This window comes from Cryptosporangium minutisporangium (assembly GCF_039536245.1).
GTDB classification, from domain to species: domain Bacteria; phylum Actinomycetota; class Actinomycetes; order Mycobacteriales; family Cryptosporangiaceae; genus Cryptosporangium; species Cryptosporangium minutisporangium.
Window position 1 is genome coordinate 376,946 of the sequence record NZ_BAAAYN010000044.1, and the last position, 15,043, is coordinate 391,988.

13 protein-coding genes and 1 pseudogene are annotated in these 15,043 nt (G+C 70.7%); 9 read left to right on the plus strand and 5 right to left on the minus strand.

Translation table 11 applies throughout. The annotated features are described in order from the left end of the window. The first annotated feature begins 292 nt into the window (after positions 1–292). Positions 293–619, plus strand: coding sequence for a sterol carrier family protein (locus tag ABEB28_RS32155; protein ID WP_345732055.1), 327 nt, complete (start codon positions 293–295; stop codon positions 617–619). A 37-nt stretch (positions 620–656) separates the two neighbouring features. Here the strand turns inward: ABEB28_RS32155 and ABEB28_RS32160 are convergent, their stop codons facing one another. Then, positions 657–1,121: a cupin domain-containing protein gene (locus tag ABEB28_RS32160; protein WP_345732004.1), complete on the minus strand. Its 465-nt coding sequence runs from the start codon at positions 1,119–1,121 to the stop codon at positions 657–659. A gap of 341 nt (positions 1,122–1,462) precedes the next feature. Here ABEB28_RS32160 and purF point away from each other — a divergent pair, with 341 nt between their 5' ends. Together purF and purM are read left to right on the plus strand one after the other, a co-directional pair. Next, the gene (gene purF, locus ABEB28_RS32165; RefSeq protein ID WP_345732005.1) at positions 1,463–2,989 is read left to right on the plus strand and encodes an amidophosphoribosyltransferase; all 1,527 of its coding nucleotides are present in this window, start codon (positions 1,463–1,465) and stop codon (positions 2,987–2,989) included. 98 nt (positions 2,990–3,087) lie between these two features. Continuing rightward, on the plus strand, positions 3,088–4,218 hold the full coding sequence (gene purM / locus ABEB28_RS32170; protein WP_376980440.1) for a phosphoribosylformylglycinamidine cyclo-ligase: 1,131 nt from the start codon (positions 3,088–3,090) through the stop codon (positions 4,216–4,218). A gap of 170 nt (positions 4,219–4,388) precedes the next feature. Here the strand turns inward: purM and tgmB are convergent, their stop codons facing one another. From tgmB to ABEB28_RS32190, 4 genes and pseudogenes are all read right to left on the minus strand, one after another. Next, positions 4,389–5,333: an ATP-grasp ribosomal peptide maturase gene (gene tgmB / locus ABEB28_RS32175; RefSeq protein ID WP_345732007.1), complete on the minus strand. Its 945-nt coding sequence runs from the start codon at positions 5,331–5,333 to the stop codon at positions 4,389–4,391. Position 5,334: 1 nt separating this feature from the next. After that, complete coding sequence (gene tgmA, locus ABEB28_RS32180) at positions 5,335–5,775, minus strand: putative ATP-grasp-modified RiPP (protein ID WP_345732008.1); 441 nt, start codon at positions 5,773–5,775, stop codon at positions 5,335–5,337. Between the two features lie 466 nt (positions 5,776–6,241). Next, a complete protein-coding gene (locus tag ABEB28_RS32185) occupies positions 6,242–6,436 on the minus strand; it encodes a DUF3073 domain-containing protein (RefSeq protein ID WP_345732009.1) in 195 nt (64 codons plus the stop codon). Between the two features lie 204 nt (positions 6,437–6,640). After that, positions 6,641–6,968: pseudogene (locus tag ABEB28_RS32190) on the minus strand (Rossmann-fold NAD(P)-binding domain-containing protein); the annotation flags it as partial. Positions 6,969–7,495: 527 nt separating this feature from the next. Here ABEB28_RS32190 and bldC point away from each other — a divergent pair. The 6 genes from bldC to ABEB28_RS32220 all read left to right on the plus strand — a co-directional run bounded on the left by bldC (position 7,496) and on the right by ABEB28_RS32220 (position 15,036). Next, positions 7,496–7,702 carry a developmental transcriptional regulator BldC gene (bldC, locus tag ABEB28_RS32195; protein ID WP_035858691.1) on the plus strand — a complete coding sequence of 69 codons (207 nt, stop codon included), beginning with the start codon at positions 7,496–7,498 and terminating at the stop codon, positions 7,700–7,702. Positions 7,703–8,021: 319 nt separating this feature from the next. Next, positions 8,022–9,434: a tetratricopeptide repeat protein gene (locus tag ABEB28_RS32200; protein ID WP_345732013.1), complete on the plus strand. Its 1,413-nt coding sequence runs from the start codon at positions 8,022–8,024 to the stop codon at positions 9,432–9,434. Next, complete coding sequence (locus tag ABEB28_RS32205) at positions 9,431–10,969, plus strand: Hsp70 family protein (RefSeq protein WP_345732014.1); 1,539 nt, start codon at positions 9,431–9,433, stop codon at positions 10,967–10,969. The genes ABEB28_RS32200 and ABEB28_RS32205 overlap by 4 nt, the downstream gene beginning before the upstream one ends. A 205-nt stretch (positions 10,970–11,174) precedes the next feature. Beyond that, complete coding sequence (locus ABEB28_RS32210) at positions 11,175–11,444, plus strand: hypothetical protein (RefSeq protein ID WP_345732015.1); 270 nt, start codon at positions 11,175–11,177, stop codon at positions 11,442–11,444. Between the two features lie 44 nt (positions 11,445–11,488). Next, complete coding sequence (locus ABEB28_RS32215) at positions 11,489–14,539, plus strand: FtsK/SpoIIIE domain-containing protein (protein WP_345732017.1); 3,051 nt, start codon at positions 11,489–11,491, stop codon at positions 14,537–14,539. After that, positions 14,536–15,036 (plus strand): hypothetical protein, encoded by a 501-nt coding sequence (locus ABEB28_RS32220; protein ID WP_345732018.1) that lies wholly within the window; start codon positions 14,536–14,538, stop codon positions 15,034–15,036. The genes ABEB28_RS32215 and ABEB28_RS32220 overlap by 4 nt, the downstream gene beginning before the upstream one ends. Positions 15,037–15,043 lie beyond the last annotated feature (7 nt).

Below are 15,043 nucleotides of genomic sequence, written 5' to 3' on the forward strand. Positions count from 1 at the left end.
CTCCCGGGTCGCGCTCGGTGGCGCTCCGACCGTTCTGCCCGACACCGCGCCCCATTCGGTGATCCGACGGACCACTATGCCTTGCCGACGAGGGCGATACCTAACGTCTCGCCGGTTTGCCCGAGTCACCTGCGGAACCTCCGTCCGCTCGGACCGGCCTGCCTCGGCCGTCCGGGCCGTCAGCCGGTACCGATGGTTGCACGCCGCGGCGACCTGCTGCGGAGAGCGAGGGTGGATCTGTGGATAGCGTTACGGTTCCGCTGTGGCGAAGGTGATCGAGGATCCGGACGCCGTGGCAGCCGCCGCCGCGTCCCTGGACGCGAACCAGCCGGTGGCGCCGACGGTGCTCCGCAACGCGGTACGGCATCTGCTCGGGGTGCTGGCGCGGCGCGCTCCCGGGCGCTCGGTGGAGGTGCGGGTGCCACCGTACGGGGCGGTGCAGTGCGGTGAAGGGCCGCGGCACACCCGGGGGACACCGCCGAACGTCGTCGAGACCGACCCGCAGACGTGGGTGGCGTTGGCCACCGGGCGGACGAGTTGGGACGAGGCGATGGCGGCGGGCAAGGTGTCGGCCAGCGGCTCGCGCGCCGACCTCAGCACGTGGCTGCCCCTGACGTGACCCTGCCTGCGGGCCACCTCGAGCGTGGCCACGCGGATCAGACGACGGCGGCCGGTACCACCGGGACGGACGTCGCGGTCGTCACGATGCGCGGCGCCGCGCCCCGCGGCGGCGACGCCAGGTATACGGCCACCGCGCCGTCGCCCTCCACCGTGAGCCGGTGGGTGTCGCCCGGTCGGGTGCTGACCATCTCGCCGGCGGTGACCACCCGCTCGTCCAGACCCTCCCGGGACGCCCGGGTCTCCCGCAGGGCGCCCGACACGACGGCCACCGTGCCGAAACCGTGTTCGTGGGCGTGCAGGTCACTCGCGGCGTCCGGGCCGAGCCTCACCAGCCAGGCGTCGTAGAGGAAGTTGCCGCGCAGCTCCACCGCACCGCCGACAGGTACCTCGTCGACGACTGTGGGATCAGTAACAGTGAGCAACAGCTCGGCCCGCTCGCGCAGGGCGGTGGGGGTCAGCGAGGAAGGTGCGAGCAGGTAGGGCTCGGGGAAGTCCAGCACGACGAGTTCGTCTCCGGTGAAATGCCAGCCAGCTGGCGGAATGCTCGTGGCGTCCGGAACGGACTGCGCGCGAGCCGGGCGACCGTCAGCGACAACACTCGTCGTACACGTGGCCGCGCCGACTCAGCCCCGAGCGGCCGGCGGTCGCCGGCAGCGGGACGAGGTTCGAGGTCGCGGTCACGACGCACAGTGAATCACATCGTGGCTCCGGGCACACACCGTCGAGTGCGCGATCACACCGCGGAAATGAGCGGGCGACAGTATGCAGCATTCCGATCTTCTCGGCGGGCCACGCGTCTCGCCGGGAGTCAACCGTCCCGCGGGTCAACTAGAATGGCCGCGTGCTCCGTGGTGACGGCAAGCTGACGCACGAACTCGACCCCTCTGATACCGGCCCCCAGGACGCCTGTGGGGTCTTCGGTGTGTGGGCGCCCGGAGAGGACGTCGCCAAGCTGACGTACTACGGGCTCTACGCGCTGCAGCACCGCGGCCAGGAGGCCGCCGGTATCGCGGTGAGCGCCGGTACCGGCGTCGTCGTCTACAAGGACCTGGGACTGGTGTCCCAAGTCTTCGACGAGACGACGCTGGCCAGCCTCCAGGGCCACCTCGCGATCGGCCACGCCCGGTACTCGACGACTGGCGGCTCGACCTGGGAGAACGCCCAGCCGACGCTGCGGTCCACGTCGGCCGGCACGTCGGTTGCGCTGGCCCACAACGGCAACCTGGTGAACACCGGTGAGCTGGCCAGGGCGGTAGCCGCGACCGGCATCGGCTCGGAGGGCCCGGTCTCGACCAACGACACGTCGCTGGTGACGTCGCTGCTCGCTTCCAACCCCGACCGGTCGCTGGAGCAGGCGGCGCTGGAGGTGCTGCCGACGCTGCGCGGCGCGTTCAGCTTCGTCTTCATGGACGAGCACACGCTCTACGCCGCTCGCGACCCGCAGGGCGTCCGGCCGCTGGTGCTGGGACGGCTGGAGCGGGGCTGGGTGGTGGCCAGCGAGACCGCCGCGCTCGACATCGTCGGCGCCAGCCTGGTCCGTGAGGTCGAGCCGGGCGAGCTGATCGCGATCGACGAGGGCGGCCTGCGGTCCGAACGCTTCGCGATGCCGGAGCCCAAGGGCTGCATCTTCGAGTACGTCTACCTGGCCCGGCCCGACACCTCGATCTCCGGGCGCAGCGTGCACGCCACCCGCGTCGAGATCGGCAGGCGGTTGGCGTTGCAGAGCCCGGTCGACGCCGACCTGGTGATCCCGGTACCCGAGTCGGGCACCCCGGCCGCGGTCGGGTACGCCCAGGCCAGCGGTATCCCGTACGGCCTCGGGCTGGTCAAGAACTCCTACGTCGGCCGGACGTTCATCCAGCCGTCGCAGACGATCCGTCAGCTGGGTATCCGGCTGAAGCTCAACCCGCTGCGCGACGTCATCCGCGGTAAGCGGCTGGTGGTCGTCGACGACTCGATCGTGCGGGGCAACACCCAGCGCGCGCTGGTTCGCATGTTGCGCGAGGCCGGCGCGGTCGAGGTGCACGTGCGCATCTCGTCGCCGCCGGTGAAGTGGCCGTGCTTCTACGGCATCGACTTCGCGAGCAAGGCCGAGCTGATCGCCAACGGCCTCGACACCGACGGCATCCGCGCGGCGATCGGCGCCGACTCGCTCGGTTACGTGTCGCTCGACGAGTTGGTGGCCGCCACCGAGCAGCCACGCAAGCGACTGTGCATGGCGTGCTTCGACGGCAAGTACCCCATCGCGTTGCCTGCCGACGACATGATCGGTAAGCACATGCTCGAGGGCATCGAGCGTGGTGTTGGTCGGGAGCCGCTGCCCCTGGTGGCTTCGCCAGGCGGAGCCGGAGCGCTCAGCCGGCCCTGAAAGACCCGTCAGCGGACGGTAGTAGTCGTAAGGCCCCTCCGCGGGGTTGGAGAACTCAGCACGGGGCCGGAAAACATGGAGGCAGAGTGAAGGACGTGGTGACGTCCGGGGCGCCAACCCAGAGTGGTGCCCGAGTGACGCGTACGTCACGCGATGCCACGAACGGCGGCGACGCCGAGGCCGGTGCCTCGTACCGCGCTGCCGGGGTCGACATCGAGGCCGGTGACCGGGCCGTCGAGCTGATGCGGTCGAAGGTCAAGAAGACGTTCCGGCCCGAGGTGGTCGGCAACATCGGCGGGTTCGCCGGGCTGTTCGCCTTCGACACCGACAAGTACAAGAAGCCGGTACTCGCGTCCTCGACCGACGGGGTCGGCACCAAGCTGGCCATCGCCCAGCAGATGAACATCCACGACACGGTCGGGATCGACCTGGTCGCGATGGTCGTCGACGACCTCGTCGTCTGCGGCGCGGAGCCGCTGTTCCTGCAGGACTACATCGCGATCGGCAAGGTCGTGCCGGAGAAGGTCGCCGACATCGTCGGCGGCATCGCGGACGGGTGCCGGTGGGCCGGGTGCGCCCTGCTCGGCGGCGAGACCGCGGAGCACCCGGGGCTGCTCTCGCCGGACGAGTACGACATCGCGGCGACCGGCGTCGGAGTGGTGGACGCGGACAAGATCCTCGGCGCCGACCGAATCAAGGCCGGCGACCAGATCATCGCGCTGGCCTCCTCCGGGCTGCACTCGAACGGCTACTCGCTGGTGCGGCACGCACTGCTCGCCGACGGGAAGATGCGGCTCGACCAGGTGGTGCCCGAGCTCGGCCGGCAGCGGACGCTCGGCGAGGACCTGCTGACGCCGACGACGATCTACGCCAAGGCCTGCCTCGCCGTGATCGAGGAGTGCGAGGTGCACGCCCTCGCGCACATCACCGGTGGTGGGCTGGCGGGGAACGTCGTCCGGGTGATCGGCGAGGACGTCGACGCGGTGATCGATCGGGCGACGTGGCGGCCGCAACCGATCTTCGACCTGATCGGGACCGTCGGGCGGGTGACCCGGCCGGAACTGGAGCGGACGTTCAACATGGGGGTCGGGATGGTGGTCGTCGTACCGCCGGACCAGGCCGACCGTGCGGTGGCGTCGTTCTCGGCTCGGGGCGTCAAGGCCTGGGTCGCCGGCGAGATCGTCTCCGGTACCGGCATGGTTCGTCTGGTAGACGAGCACCCTAATTAGGGCGGCCCGCTCAGGGCGACGCTGACGGCCGTCTCGCTCGGTTGCGACCAAAGAACGGTCGCGGCCCTCGCTGCGACGGACGTCAACGTCGCCCTGGACGGGCTCCAGGTTCATGCAAACTGCGCGCGCTTGGCGGCGCTTCACAAGCAACTGCGTCAGGTGGACGTCGCTCAGCGCGGCGCCAACGCCGAAGCGATGGCGGCGCAGATCGGGAGGCCGGTCTCGTGCTCGATCCACGCCCACTGGCCGTTCGGGTTGAGATCGAGGAAGAACCACTCGCCGGCCGGCGTCACGACAAAATCCACCGCCGCGAAGCGCAGCCCCAGCTTCTGCATCATCCGGCACAGCGCCTCGCGGACCTCCCCGGGCACGTCCGTCACCGCGTACTCGATTGCGTCGTAGTCGCTGCGCCAGTCGATCTGCCCGGCGGGTGAGCGGGCGGTCAGCGCCGCGGCGAAGAACTCGTCGTCGACGACCGTGAGCCGCACCTCGTAGGCCTTCTCCAGGTGCTGCTGGAACAGGTGCGCGGTCAACCGGATCGAGTCGTCCGCCAACTCCTCGGCGGCGACCGGCGAGGTGTACACGAACATCCGGCGCCCGTCGCGCTCCGACGTCGCGGAGAAGGGCTTGTAGACGACCGGGCCGATCTCCCGGGCGAAGCGCTGGGCGGCGTCCGGATCGTTGGTGATCAACGTGCGGGGCACCCTGAGGCCCGCCGTCACCGCAGTGGCCAGCTGCACCGGCTTGTACTCGGCGTAGCCGATCCGACTGGGATGGTTCAACCAGTTCCGGACCGTCGCGAGCAGCCCACCGAGACCGATCCGGGCCTCCAGCTCCGACCACTGCCGGTCCGCGGTGCTCATCGGCGGGAACACGAACGCCGACGGGCGCCGGTAGTACGCGCCGCTGACGTCCTCCAGAGCCACCGACCTGACCGGCGACGTGAGCCCGGTGTGCCAGCCCAGCTCGCCCAGCTCGGCCGTGACGGCGAGGCTGGTGGGGAAGTCCGCGGTGTCCACCCGATGGACGGTGACCCCGCGCTCGTTGAGAGCCGTCACCACCAGGTCCGCCGTGGGATCGAGCCGCTCGGTCAGGATCAGAACGATGGGCGGCACGTCAGGACGACTTGTCGTGGATCTCGTCCTCGCGCGGGATCTGACCGGTCGTCCGGAGCGTCAGCCCCATCGAGTGGTGGATCAGCGGCGTCCAGCCGGCACCGTCCCGGGCCAGCGCGACCTGGGTGTCGTCGTCGTACGCGATCGCGTCGAGCGAGAGGTCCACGGCGTTCTGCGGCAGCGTCGCGAAGCGCAGCCCGAACGGCCGCCCGGCAGCCGTCCGGTCCGGAGCGGCGGCCGCCGACCGATCCGGAAGAGCTAACTCGACGCCCGAGCCGCCGGTGGGGCGCTCGTCGGAGTCGTGACCGGTCTTCACACCGTCACTGCCGAGCAGGTCGCCCGACCGCAGGGCCATCGTCGCGAGATCCGCGGTGGCACGCCCCAGGGGTAGCTGGTCGCTGATCGGGAACACCGCCGCGTATGCCGCGTGCTGGCTGGTCACGAACGTCTCCTTCTCCAGGGCCCGGCACGCCGCGAGGCGCCGACCTGCCGGGCGGTTTCGGACTTCGCATCCGAGCGTTCCCGCGCCGCCACGTGCCGGAGAGAAGACGGCCAGCGTGCCGCGAAATGCCGCGGATGCGACGAACGGTGCAAACAAGGACTAGCCAGGCTTGCACCGTTCATAGCTCCGCGGTTCAGCATCTCAGAACCTTGGGGGCGGACGACCGAAGATCCCGCACTCAGTCACCACGAGGTGACGCTCCCCACCCTTCGTGGTTCGGCAAAGCCCACATGTAACGGCGTGAGCTGTCTCCCCCGTACCTCGAGCTCTCCTGGGCCTCCACCCGCCTCGCATGAAACGCCGCGCCGAAAGTGCCGGCGCGGCGACGGTGTGGGGCGACTATCGGCCGGAGCCGCCAGTCGCTGGCCAGACCAGCGAGCGGGAACGTCGTGACTGAGTTCGCGGCTCAGCGCCGCGGCGCCCAATCGTCTTCGTCGTAACGACCCGAGTACTCATCTTCGTACTCGTCGTCATCCGTGGAGGTGGAACTGGGGGAACTCGAAAGCTCCCGTTGGAGAGCGTCGAGGTCGGTGTTGGGAGAGCTGTACTTCAGCTCACGCGCGACCTTCGTCTGCTTAGCCTTAGCACGGCCGCGCCCCATTGGCTCGACCCCCTCGCACAGGTGTATCGGGGCGTCATGCGAGAGGCCCCGGATGATGGCATGTCTCGTAGTGACACCGTACCGTCCCCACCCAACGTTCGGCACCTCGCGGGTTGGGCCGATCAGCTCTCGGGTGGCGCTGGGCGACGATAGCCCCACTGAAACGGGCGTCGTCGTCCGGCGCGAGCGGCTGCGAAGACGAGATTACGTGACGCGCATCACACCTGGTGAAGGGCTGCCGGCCAGGATCGACCGCAGCCGTCCGACCTGCGCCATCCGCTGCTCGGCCAGCCGATCCCCGCGGCAGCGGCCGGGATCGTGCCATCGGCGTCGGCGCGGCGGAACACGCGAGCGTCATCTCGTGGATCCCGGCGGTCCGGCGCTAGGCCCACGCGAAGGCGGAGCCTTCGATCTCGTCCGCGACCTGGGTCACACCGCCGGAGTTCACCACGTAGTCGGGCGCGTACAACATCCCGCGGTCGGCGAGGAGCTCGTCGATGCCGGGGTGCGCGCCACCGAGCGCGCACGGCGCGACCGGCCAGCGGGGCGGTGCCCCAGCGGCGGGCCGCAGCGGCCCGATCGCTAGGTCGCGGTTCAGCGGTCGGTGCTCTGCGGCGGACGCGCCGGATAGCGGCCAGGAGCCTCGCAACAACGAAGTTCGGAAAACACGACTTAGGCCGGGGCAGCCGCCCGTAAAGGGGAATACAACTCGTCCGATCGGCAGGTACCTCCGGCAAAGGGACGGTCACGGAATGAAGGCGGATGGGTGGGCTAGTCGGGACAGACCGCCACTTCCGACGACATGGCGGATCCGTATTGGCCGAACGGTTGAGATGCGGCGGAATCACCGTCGAATAGGGGCCTACCTGCGGATACAGTCGCCCTACCGACCCTTCGGACTACCGTCAGTAAACGGCCGGTATGCGCACTGTCCCACTATTAGGCCGGATCGGTACGCAGGATCATCCTTTCGGCCCATGTCGGGCAAGGCGGACACCCGGGAGCATGGAGGGCAATGCGGCGCCCTCCCCGCCGCATACCCCTCTGAAGGAGATTTCGATGGCTACCCGTACCCCCGAATCGGAGCCGCTGCTCACCCCGGCCGAGGTCGCGACGATGTTCCGCGTCGACCCGAAGACCGTCACCCGGTGGGCCAAGGCCGGCAAGCTGAGCGCGATCCGGACGCTCGGCGGCCACCGTCGCTACCGCGAGTCGGAGGTCCGGGCGCTCCTGGCCGGCATCCCGCAGCAGCGGACCGGCGACTGAACCTTTCCGGTACGCGACCAGCTGCCCCCACAGCCTTGCGGTCGCGACACCGAACCCTTTCCACCAGGCGACCTCAGTAGTCGCCGGTCGAAAGAGTTCACTCACCGGCTCGGGCGCGACTCACGACTCCTCCGTCGTGGGTCGCGCCTCTTTTTTGTCAGCCTGTGTAGGGCGCGTATGGACGGTCGAACAGACGTTGACGGTGCGCGCGAGGCTATAGTCCGAGCACGAGCGTGACCGCCACCGCCGGGCCACCCCCAGGCGGTAGACACTTCAACGGCCGCGCCCGAGCGGCGCAACACAAAGCGGAGGTCGCGCAGTGGGCAGCCTCGGGTCCGACGGGCAGATCGGCCCCGGTCCCTCAGCGCCGGACGGCGACTACCACGCCCTGCTCGGTCTGGATCGGAACGCTGACGAGGCGACGATCCGCCAGCGCATCACGACCGAACGCCGGAAGTGGCGGCGGCGCACCACCGCGCCCGACATCGACGCCCGCCAGGAGGCGGAGCGCTGGATGCAGGCGTTGGACGCCGCGGAGCGCGCGCTGCTGTCGTCAGGTCCACCGTCGACAAGCGCCCACGGAGCCTCCAGCGCGCCGCACGCCGCGGAGGCGACCGAACCACCGGAAACCCCACCGGCCGGGAAGCGTCCAGGCCCACCGCCGGTCGCGCCGGCCGCTCGCGAGTGGCTGGTTCGGGCCGTCGAGCAGCTCAAGAACGGCCAGTCCGACCTGGCGATCTTCACCGCTCGTCGGGCCGTGGACGAAGACCCGCAGAACGCGTACGCGTGGTCGGTGCTGGCGGACGCGGCGGCCCGCTCGGACGACTCGGAGACCGCCCAGTCCGCGATCGAGCGAGCGCTGGCGCTGGAGCCGGAGTCGGCCCACCTGCATGCCGAACGTGGCTGGATCCTCGATCGCGGCGGTCGTCCGGATCGTGCGGTCGCGGCCTATCGAACCGCGGCCGAGCTCGATCCGAGCCGGATCGACTACCGGGTCCGGATCGTCACCGCGTTGCTCCGCGCCGGTCGGGTGGACGAGGCCGTGCGGGAGGCCGAGGACGCGTACCGCGCTCGCCCGGACGACGGCGACGTGCGAACCGCGCTCGGCACCGCGCTGGCCGAGCGCGCCGTCGCGGCGCAGCACGAGCTGGCCGACGGTCGCCTCGTGATCGCCAGCGAGGCCCAGGCGAGCTACGTGCTCGCGCTGGCGAGCCGCGGCATCTCCGTCCGGCCGGCTGATCCGGCCGTCCTCGAGGACCTCGAACAGCAACGCGAGTACGCACGGCGAGCGCGCCGCCGCCGGTTCTCCCCGAACGCGTTCCGTCGCAACTGGCGCTGGCCGGTCGGTCTCGGGTTGCTGCTGGTGTCCGGCTGCTGCTGCGCGCCGAACATCTACCGCGCCAGCCGCACCGGCGACCTCGTCCAGCAGGCGTTCGCCGGCGGTGTCCTGATCGTCGTGCTGACGTTTGTCGGTGCCCTGCTGTACACCTGCTTCGAGCCGGTCTACAAGCGCAACGCCGCGCTGATCGCCGAGACGGTGCCGCGCCGGGTCGGCCGCGGTCCCGGTGACCGCGCCGGCGGCGCGAAGGACCGCAGCGGCAACGGGGATGGTTCGTTCCGCCCGGAGCCGGGGGATCCCACGACCGGGCCCGGCGTTCCTGACCGCAAGGAGAAGGGCCGCCGCGGGCCGCGTTGGCCGGGCCGCGGAGGAGGGGCAGGGGGACTGGCGTGAACGCGATCGGCATCGACCTCGGAACGACGTTCTCGGCGGCGGCGACCGTCGCGAAGAACGGCGACCCGTACATCCTGCTCAACCGGGAAGGCCACTCGACCACTCCGTCGGTGGTGTGCTTCCGCGACAACAAGCCGGTCGTCGGGATGGCTGCCCGCCGCTCGGTGACCGCAGCGCCGGTGGACTGCGTCGAGTTCGTCAAGCGCCACATGGGCGATCCCACCTGGCGCTTCCCCACGTCGACCGGCGAGGAGTACACCGCCGAGCAGATCAGCGCGCTGATCCTCAAACGGATCGTGGAGGACGCCTCGACGGCGCTCGGCGCCCCGGCGTCGGAGGCCGTCATCACGGTGCCTGCCTACTTCGACGACGCCCGCCGCAAGGCCACCGCGGACGCCGGGGAGATCGCCGGGCTGGACGTTCTGCGGGTACTCAACGAGCCGACCGCGGCCGCTCTCGCCTTCGGCTACAACGCCGACCGCGAGGAGACGCTGCTCGTCTACGACCTGGGCGGGGGCACGTTCGACTGCACGGTCATGCGGATGGGGTTCGGACGCTTCGACGTGCTGGCCACCGCGGGTGACCGGAACCTCGGCGGATTCGACTTCGACAACGCGCTGATGATCCACGTCTCCGAGCTGATCCAGAAGGCCACCGGCCTCTGGCTGCTGGCTCCCGGCCTGGACGACGGCGAGACCGAGGCGATCCTGCGGGAGCACTGCGAGCAGGCCAAGCGGCAGCTGTCGACGCTCCCGGAGGCGAAGATCAGCGTGGACATCGACGGCGGCGAGCACGTCGTCACGGTGACCAGGCCGACGTTCGAGGCCCTCACCCGGCCGCTGCTCCGCCGGACCGAGGAGATCGTTCAGGAAGTCATGGAGGAAGCCGGGATCGGGTTCGGCCGCCTGGGCAGCGTCCTGATGGTCGGCGGCTCGACTCGGATGCCGATGGTCACCGCCATGGTCGAGAAGGTCACCGGAGTGCGGGCCGACCGCTCGGTACATCCGGACGAGGCGGTCGCGCTCGGAGCGGCCGTGCTGGCCGAGGTGCTCGCCACCGCCCGCAGGCACCCGGAGAGCCGTCCACGCCGGACCATGACCGTCAACGACGTGACGTCGCAGGGCGTCGGCGTCGTGGCCCGGGCCAGGGAGAGCGGCGAGCAGGTCAACTCCGTCGTCATTCCGCGGAACACGCCGATTCCCTGTCAGGGCCGGCGGCGATTCCGGACGCTGGCCGAAAATCAGCGAGAAGTGTTACTGGTGGTCACCGAGGGCGATGATCCGGACCTTCGTTACGCCACGGTGGTCGGCTCGGCCCGGCTGGCGATTCCGCAGAAGACCAGCGCCGTCGAGTTCGACATCGTCATCTCCTACGACGAGGACGGCATCATTCACGTCACGCTGACCGAACCGGACGACGACGGCGGGCAGGGAGGTCGGCAGATCGCCGAGTTCGAGATCGACCGCCAAGCCAATCTGGACGCCGCGGACATCCATCGGATGCGGGCGGCGTTGCGGAGCCTGGAGGTCGGCTGAGTTCTCCCACCGGTCGGCAGTTACTCTCAGTCGTCGTCGTGACGCTTCCCACGCGTACGGCCGTGGAAGTGTCGTTACAGGTTGCGGTTGGATAGTCCGGACGCGATCAGGGCCGGGATCCGGGACGCCGGGTTAGAGCCCAGGTCGAACGGCTACCCTACTCACAGGCGGTTCGCCGAAGGGCACTGAAAGTGAGGAATAGTCAGTGTCGACGCAGTCGAAGCTCGTCCAATTGCGACAGCAGGTCGCCGCGCTCTCCGATCGATCCACGAAGCTGTCCCAACAGCTCGTGGCGATGAAGCAGAGCTTCACGGTGACGATATCCGCAGTTCAGGGGACGATCGGCGGCTCCGCGCGCCGGACCGACCAGAACATGGTGGCCGCTCTCCAGGCTGCGGAGAAGAAACTGGACGAGGCTTCGGCCGCCCTCCAGCAGGTCTCGTCCGAAGGGAAGAAGTTCGCCGGCACCCTGTAGCGCTCCCACGCGAACCCCAGGCGACCGAGGAGACGACGCGTCGGATGATGCCTCCACGCACGAACCAGTCCGGCGGCGGCCAGTCCGGGTCGGGCGGACCGCGCTCTGACGGCGGGGCCGAGTCCGGTGGCGGGCAAGCCCGCTCGGGCGGGCCGGGTGCCCGTCGGGCCGGTGGATTCTGGTCTCGTCCCCGCCGCGAGAAGACCGACCAGCAGGGCGCCGAGAGCCCGCGGAGCGACGGGTACCAGCACCGGGACCGGCCGGCCGGCGCGTCGCCGCTGAGCGAACCCGACGACGGCACGGACCCGCTGCCCGACGAGGAGCGTCAGATCCGGACGACGTTCCTCCGGCTGCGCGGCACCGCGGACGCCCTCCTGGCCGCGGCCGACGCCGGGCGCAGCGCCGCGACCGGTGCCTACGACATCGCCGAGCGCGACGCCGCCCGCCGCACCCACCGCGCCATCCAGAGGGCCGAGGCCGACGCCGCAGCCGCCTACGAGGAGGCCCGGGACCTACTGGCCAACCGGGTCGGCCGGATCGCGCCGTGGGCCGCGTCGGCGGACTGGGGCGACGCGGGCTGGCGGTCGGACGACTGGCTGGGCACCGGACCGGCTCGATACGTCCGGCTCGGTTCGTTCTCGGTGCCGGGGGCCGGGCCGCGCAGCGGCGGCGCTCACCCGGATCAGCTGCCGGCTCTCGTCCCCCTGCTCGACGTCGGCTCGCTGGGCTTGATCGCCGAGGGCGACGACAAGGAGTGGCCGATCGGCGCGATCCACTCGGTGCTCCTGCGGGCGCTGGCCGCCGCACCACCGGGACGGTTGGAGATCGTCACCTACGACCCGCGGATCCGCGGCGTCACCAGCCCGTTCGCGGCGTTGCGCAAGGCCGGGAACGACCTGCTGTCCGACCCGCTGGCCACGCCGACCGAGCTGGTGCGCCGCCTGGTACTGCTCCGTGCGGCGGTGATGCGGGTGGCCGAGCTGGCCGGCGCCCACCACGTCCCGGACCTCGCAGCACTCACCAAGGCCACCAAGGTCCAGCCCGAGCCGTACCGCCTGCTGGTCGTCTGCGACTACCCGTACGGCATCGACTCCGCGGCGCAGACCGAGCTCATCCGGCTGGCCGAGGGCGGTCCGCGCCGCGGTGTCTCGCTGCTCGTCCACCACGACCCGCGCGTACTGCCGGAGGACGGCGTCAACCCGGCCGAGCTGCTGGGCCACCTGACCGTCGCCCGGGGGCGGAACGCGGCGATCACCGTGAGCTCACTGCCCGCCGTCACGGTCCGGCCCGATAATCCGCCTCCCCGCGAGCTGATCGAGCGGGTCTCGGCCCGTGTCGCCGAGGGCGCCCGTCGGGGTGCCGCGCCGGTCGTCGAGTTCGAGCCGCTGTTGCCCGAGCCGGACAAGCGGTGGTCCGAGGACGCGATCCGGGGGATGACCGCCAAGATCGGGCGGGCCGGCCTGGACACGGTCGAGCTGGAGCTGCGGGGCTCGGATCCGTCGCTGCCGAACGTCCTCATCGGAGGCGCCTCCGGCCAGGGCAAGTCGAACCTGCTGCTGGTGCTGCTGCATTCGATCGCGGCGTCCTACTCCCCGGACGAAGTCGCGATGTACCTGCTCGACTTCAAGGACGGGCTGGAGTTCGACCGGCTCGGGCCGCGCCCGGGGCGTCCGTGGCACCTACCGCACGCCCGCGTCCTCGGTCTGGAGGGCGACCGCGCGTTCGGCCTGGCGGTGCTGCGGTACCTGGACGCCGAGTTCCGTCGCCGCGCCGAGCAGTTCCGGCTGGCCGGGGCGAACGACCTCGCCGGGTACCGGACGCTGCGCCCGGGCGAGACCGTGCCCCGACTGCTCCTGGTCATCGACGAGTTCCAGGTGCTGGTGGCCGAGGACGACGACATCGCCCGCGCGTCGATCGTCATCCTCGAGACGTTGGCTCGGCGTGGCCGCGCGGTCGGCGTCCACCTGGTGCTCGCCTCGCAGACGCTCTCGGGCATCGAGACGCTGGTGACCAAGGAGCGGTCGATCTTCGGCCAGTTCCCCTGGCGGGTCTCGCTCAAGACCGAGGCCAGCGAGTCCGAGGCAGTGCTCGGCCGACAGAACACCGAGGCCGCGCAGCTGCGATTTCGTGGTGAGATCGTGTTCAACCGCGAGTACGGCGATCCGGCGCACAACCGGCGCGGCGTCGTCGCGTACGCCGACGAGCAGCGGTTGGACATCCTGCGACGGCAACTCTGGGAGAAGGGCGGCCGTCCGGCGGCGCCGCGCGTGTTCTACGCCGCGCGACCGTCTGACCCGAGCCTGCTCACCGACGCACTGCAGCGGGTGCTCACCGACGCGCCACCCGGCGACGACACCAAGTACGCGCTGCTCGGCCTGCCGGTGGACGTCGACCCGGCGCCGGTCGCGTTCGGCCTCACCGCCGACCCCGGCCGCACGCTCGCGGTGGTCGGCGACGGCCGGGACGACGCGTTCGGGACGCTGGGTGCGGTGGTGTGGTCGCTGGCCGCGCAGCACGTGCGCGGCGGTGCCGAGTTCGTGATGCTGGACGCCGTCGGCGGTGACATGGGCTCCCCGGAGACCGCGTTGCTGGCGGAGACGGCCGGCGCCTTCGACCACGGCGTCGTCACGTACACCGGTGGTTCGGTGGGAGCGGGCCTGATCGAGCTCGCCCGGATCGTCGACGAGCGGATCGCGAACGGCGGCAAGCACGCCGACCTCACCGCGGAGCGGCGACCGATCTACGTGCTCGGCATCGGCCTGCACCGGGCGCCTCGGCTGGACCATTTCGACGACACCGGGGTGGTCCCCACCGACGCGCTGCGGACGTTGGTGCGCGAAGGGCCGCTGGTCGACGTCCACCTGATCGGGTGGTGGAACAGCCTGCGTGTGTTCAGCGAGCACGTGGGGTACGAGTACGCGCCGCTGGTGGGCGGTTACGTGTTCCTGCGGGTGCCGGAGGCGGATGTGCAGGGAGTGCTCGGGCCGTACTTGCGGTACGCCCCGCAGCTGCACCGGGGCCTGTTCTGCGACCTCTCGCACGGCGGTCGGCCGGTACCGGTCGTGCCGTTCGGACTCCCGGCCGGTGGACGATGAGCCGGCCGGCGCGCGTCGATTCGGAGTGGACCGATTACCTCGCGGCGGTGAACCAGCTGGCGAACCTGCCGAACCTCGCCGACGAGCGTCGACGCAGCGCGAAGGCGGACGAGGAAGCGGCGATCGCGCGGGCGAAGAACGCTCAAGAACTCGCGCTCAAGGCGTGCGAGGACTGGCGCACCTACGCGAAGCGGACGCTCGCCAACGCGGAGGCCCGCCTGGTCGCCGCGCACATCCTGGTGCCGGACGCGTCCGCGGCGCCGACGATCGCGTACGACGCTCCCGAGCCGCTGATCGAAGGGCTGCAGGAGCTGGACAAGAAGCTGGCGACCGAGGTGGACGGGCTGCACGAGGCCCGGCGGCTCGGCCGCCAGCGCGCGATGGAGCGGGCGGCGGAGGCGGCGCGGAAAGCGGCGCTGCGCCGGGAACTTCTCCGCATCGCCGGCCTGATCGCCCTGATCATCCTGGGAGCCCTACTCCTCCGCGTCATCTTTTGATTGCATG

Coding starts and splice junctions, on each gene's coding strand:
- ABEB28_RS32185 (WP_345732009.1), bottom strand. CDS start 6,436: ATGGGGCGCGGCCGTGCTAAGGCTAAGCAGACGAAGGTCGCGCGTGAG.
- bldC (WP_035858691.1), top strand. CDS start 7,496: ATGGCTACCCGTACCCCCGAATCGGAGCCGCTGCTCACCCCGGCCGAG.
- ABEB28_RS32215 (WP_345732017.1), top strand. CDS start 11,489: ATGATGCCTCCACGCACGAACCAGTCCGGCGGCGGCCAGTCCGGGTCG.
- ABEB28_RS32220 (WP_345732018.1), top strand. CDS start 14,536: ATGAGCCGGCCGGCGCGCGTCGATTCGGAGTGGACCGATTACCTCGCG.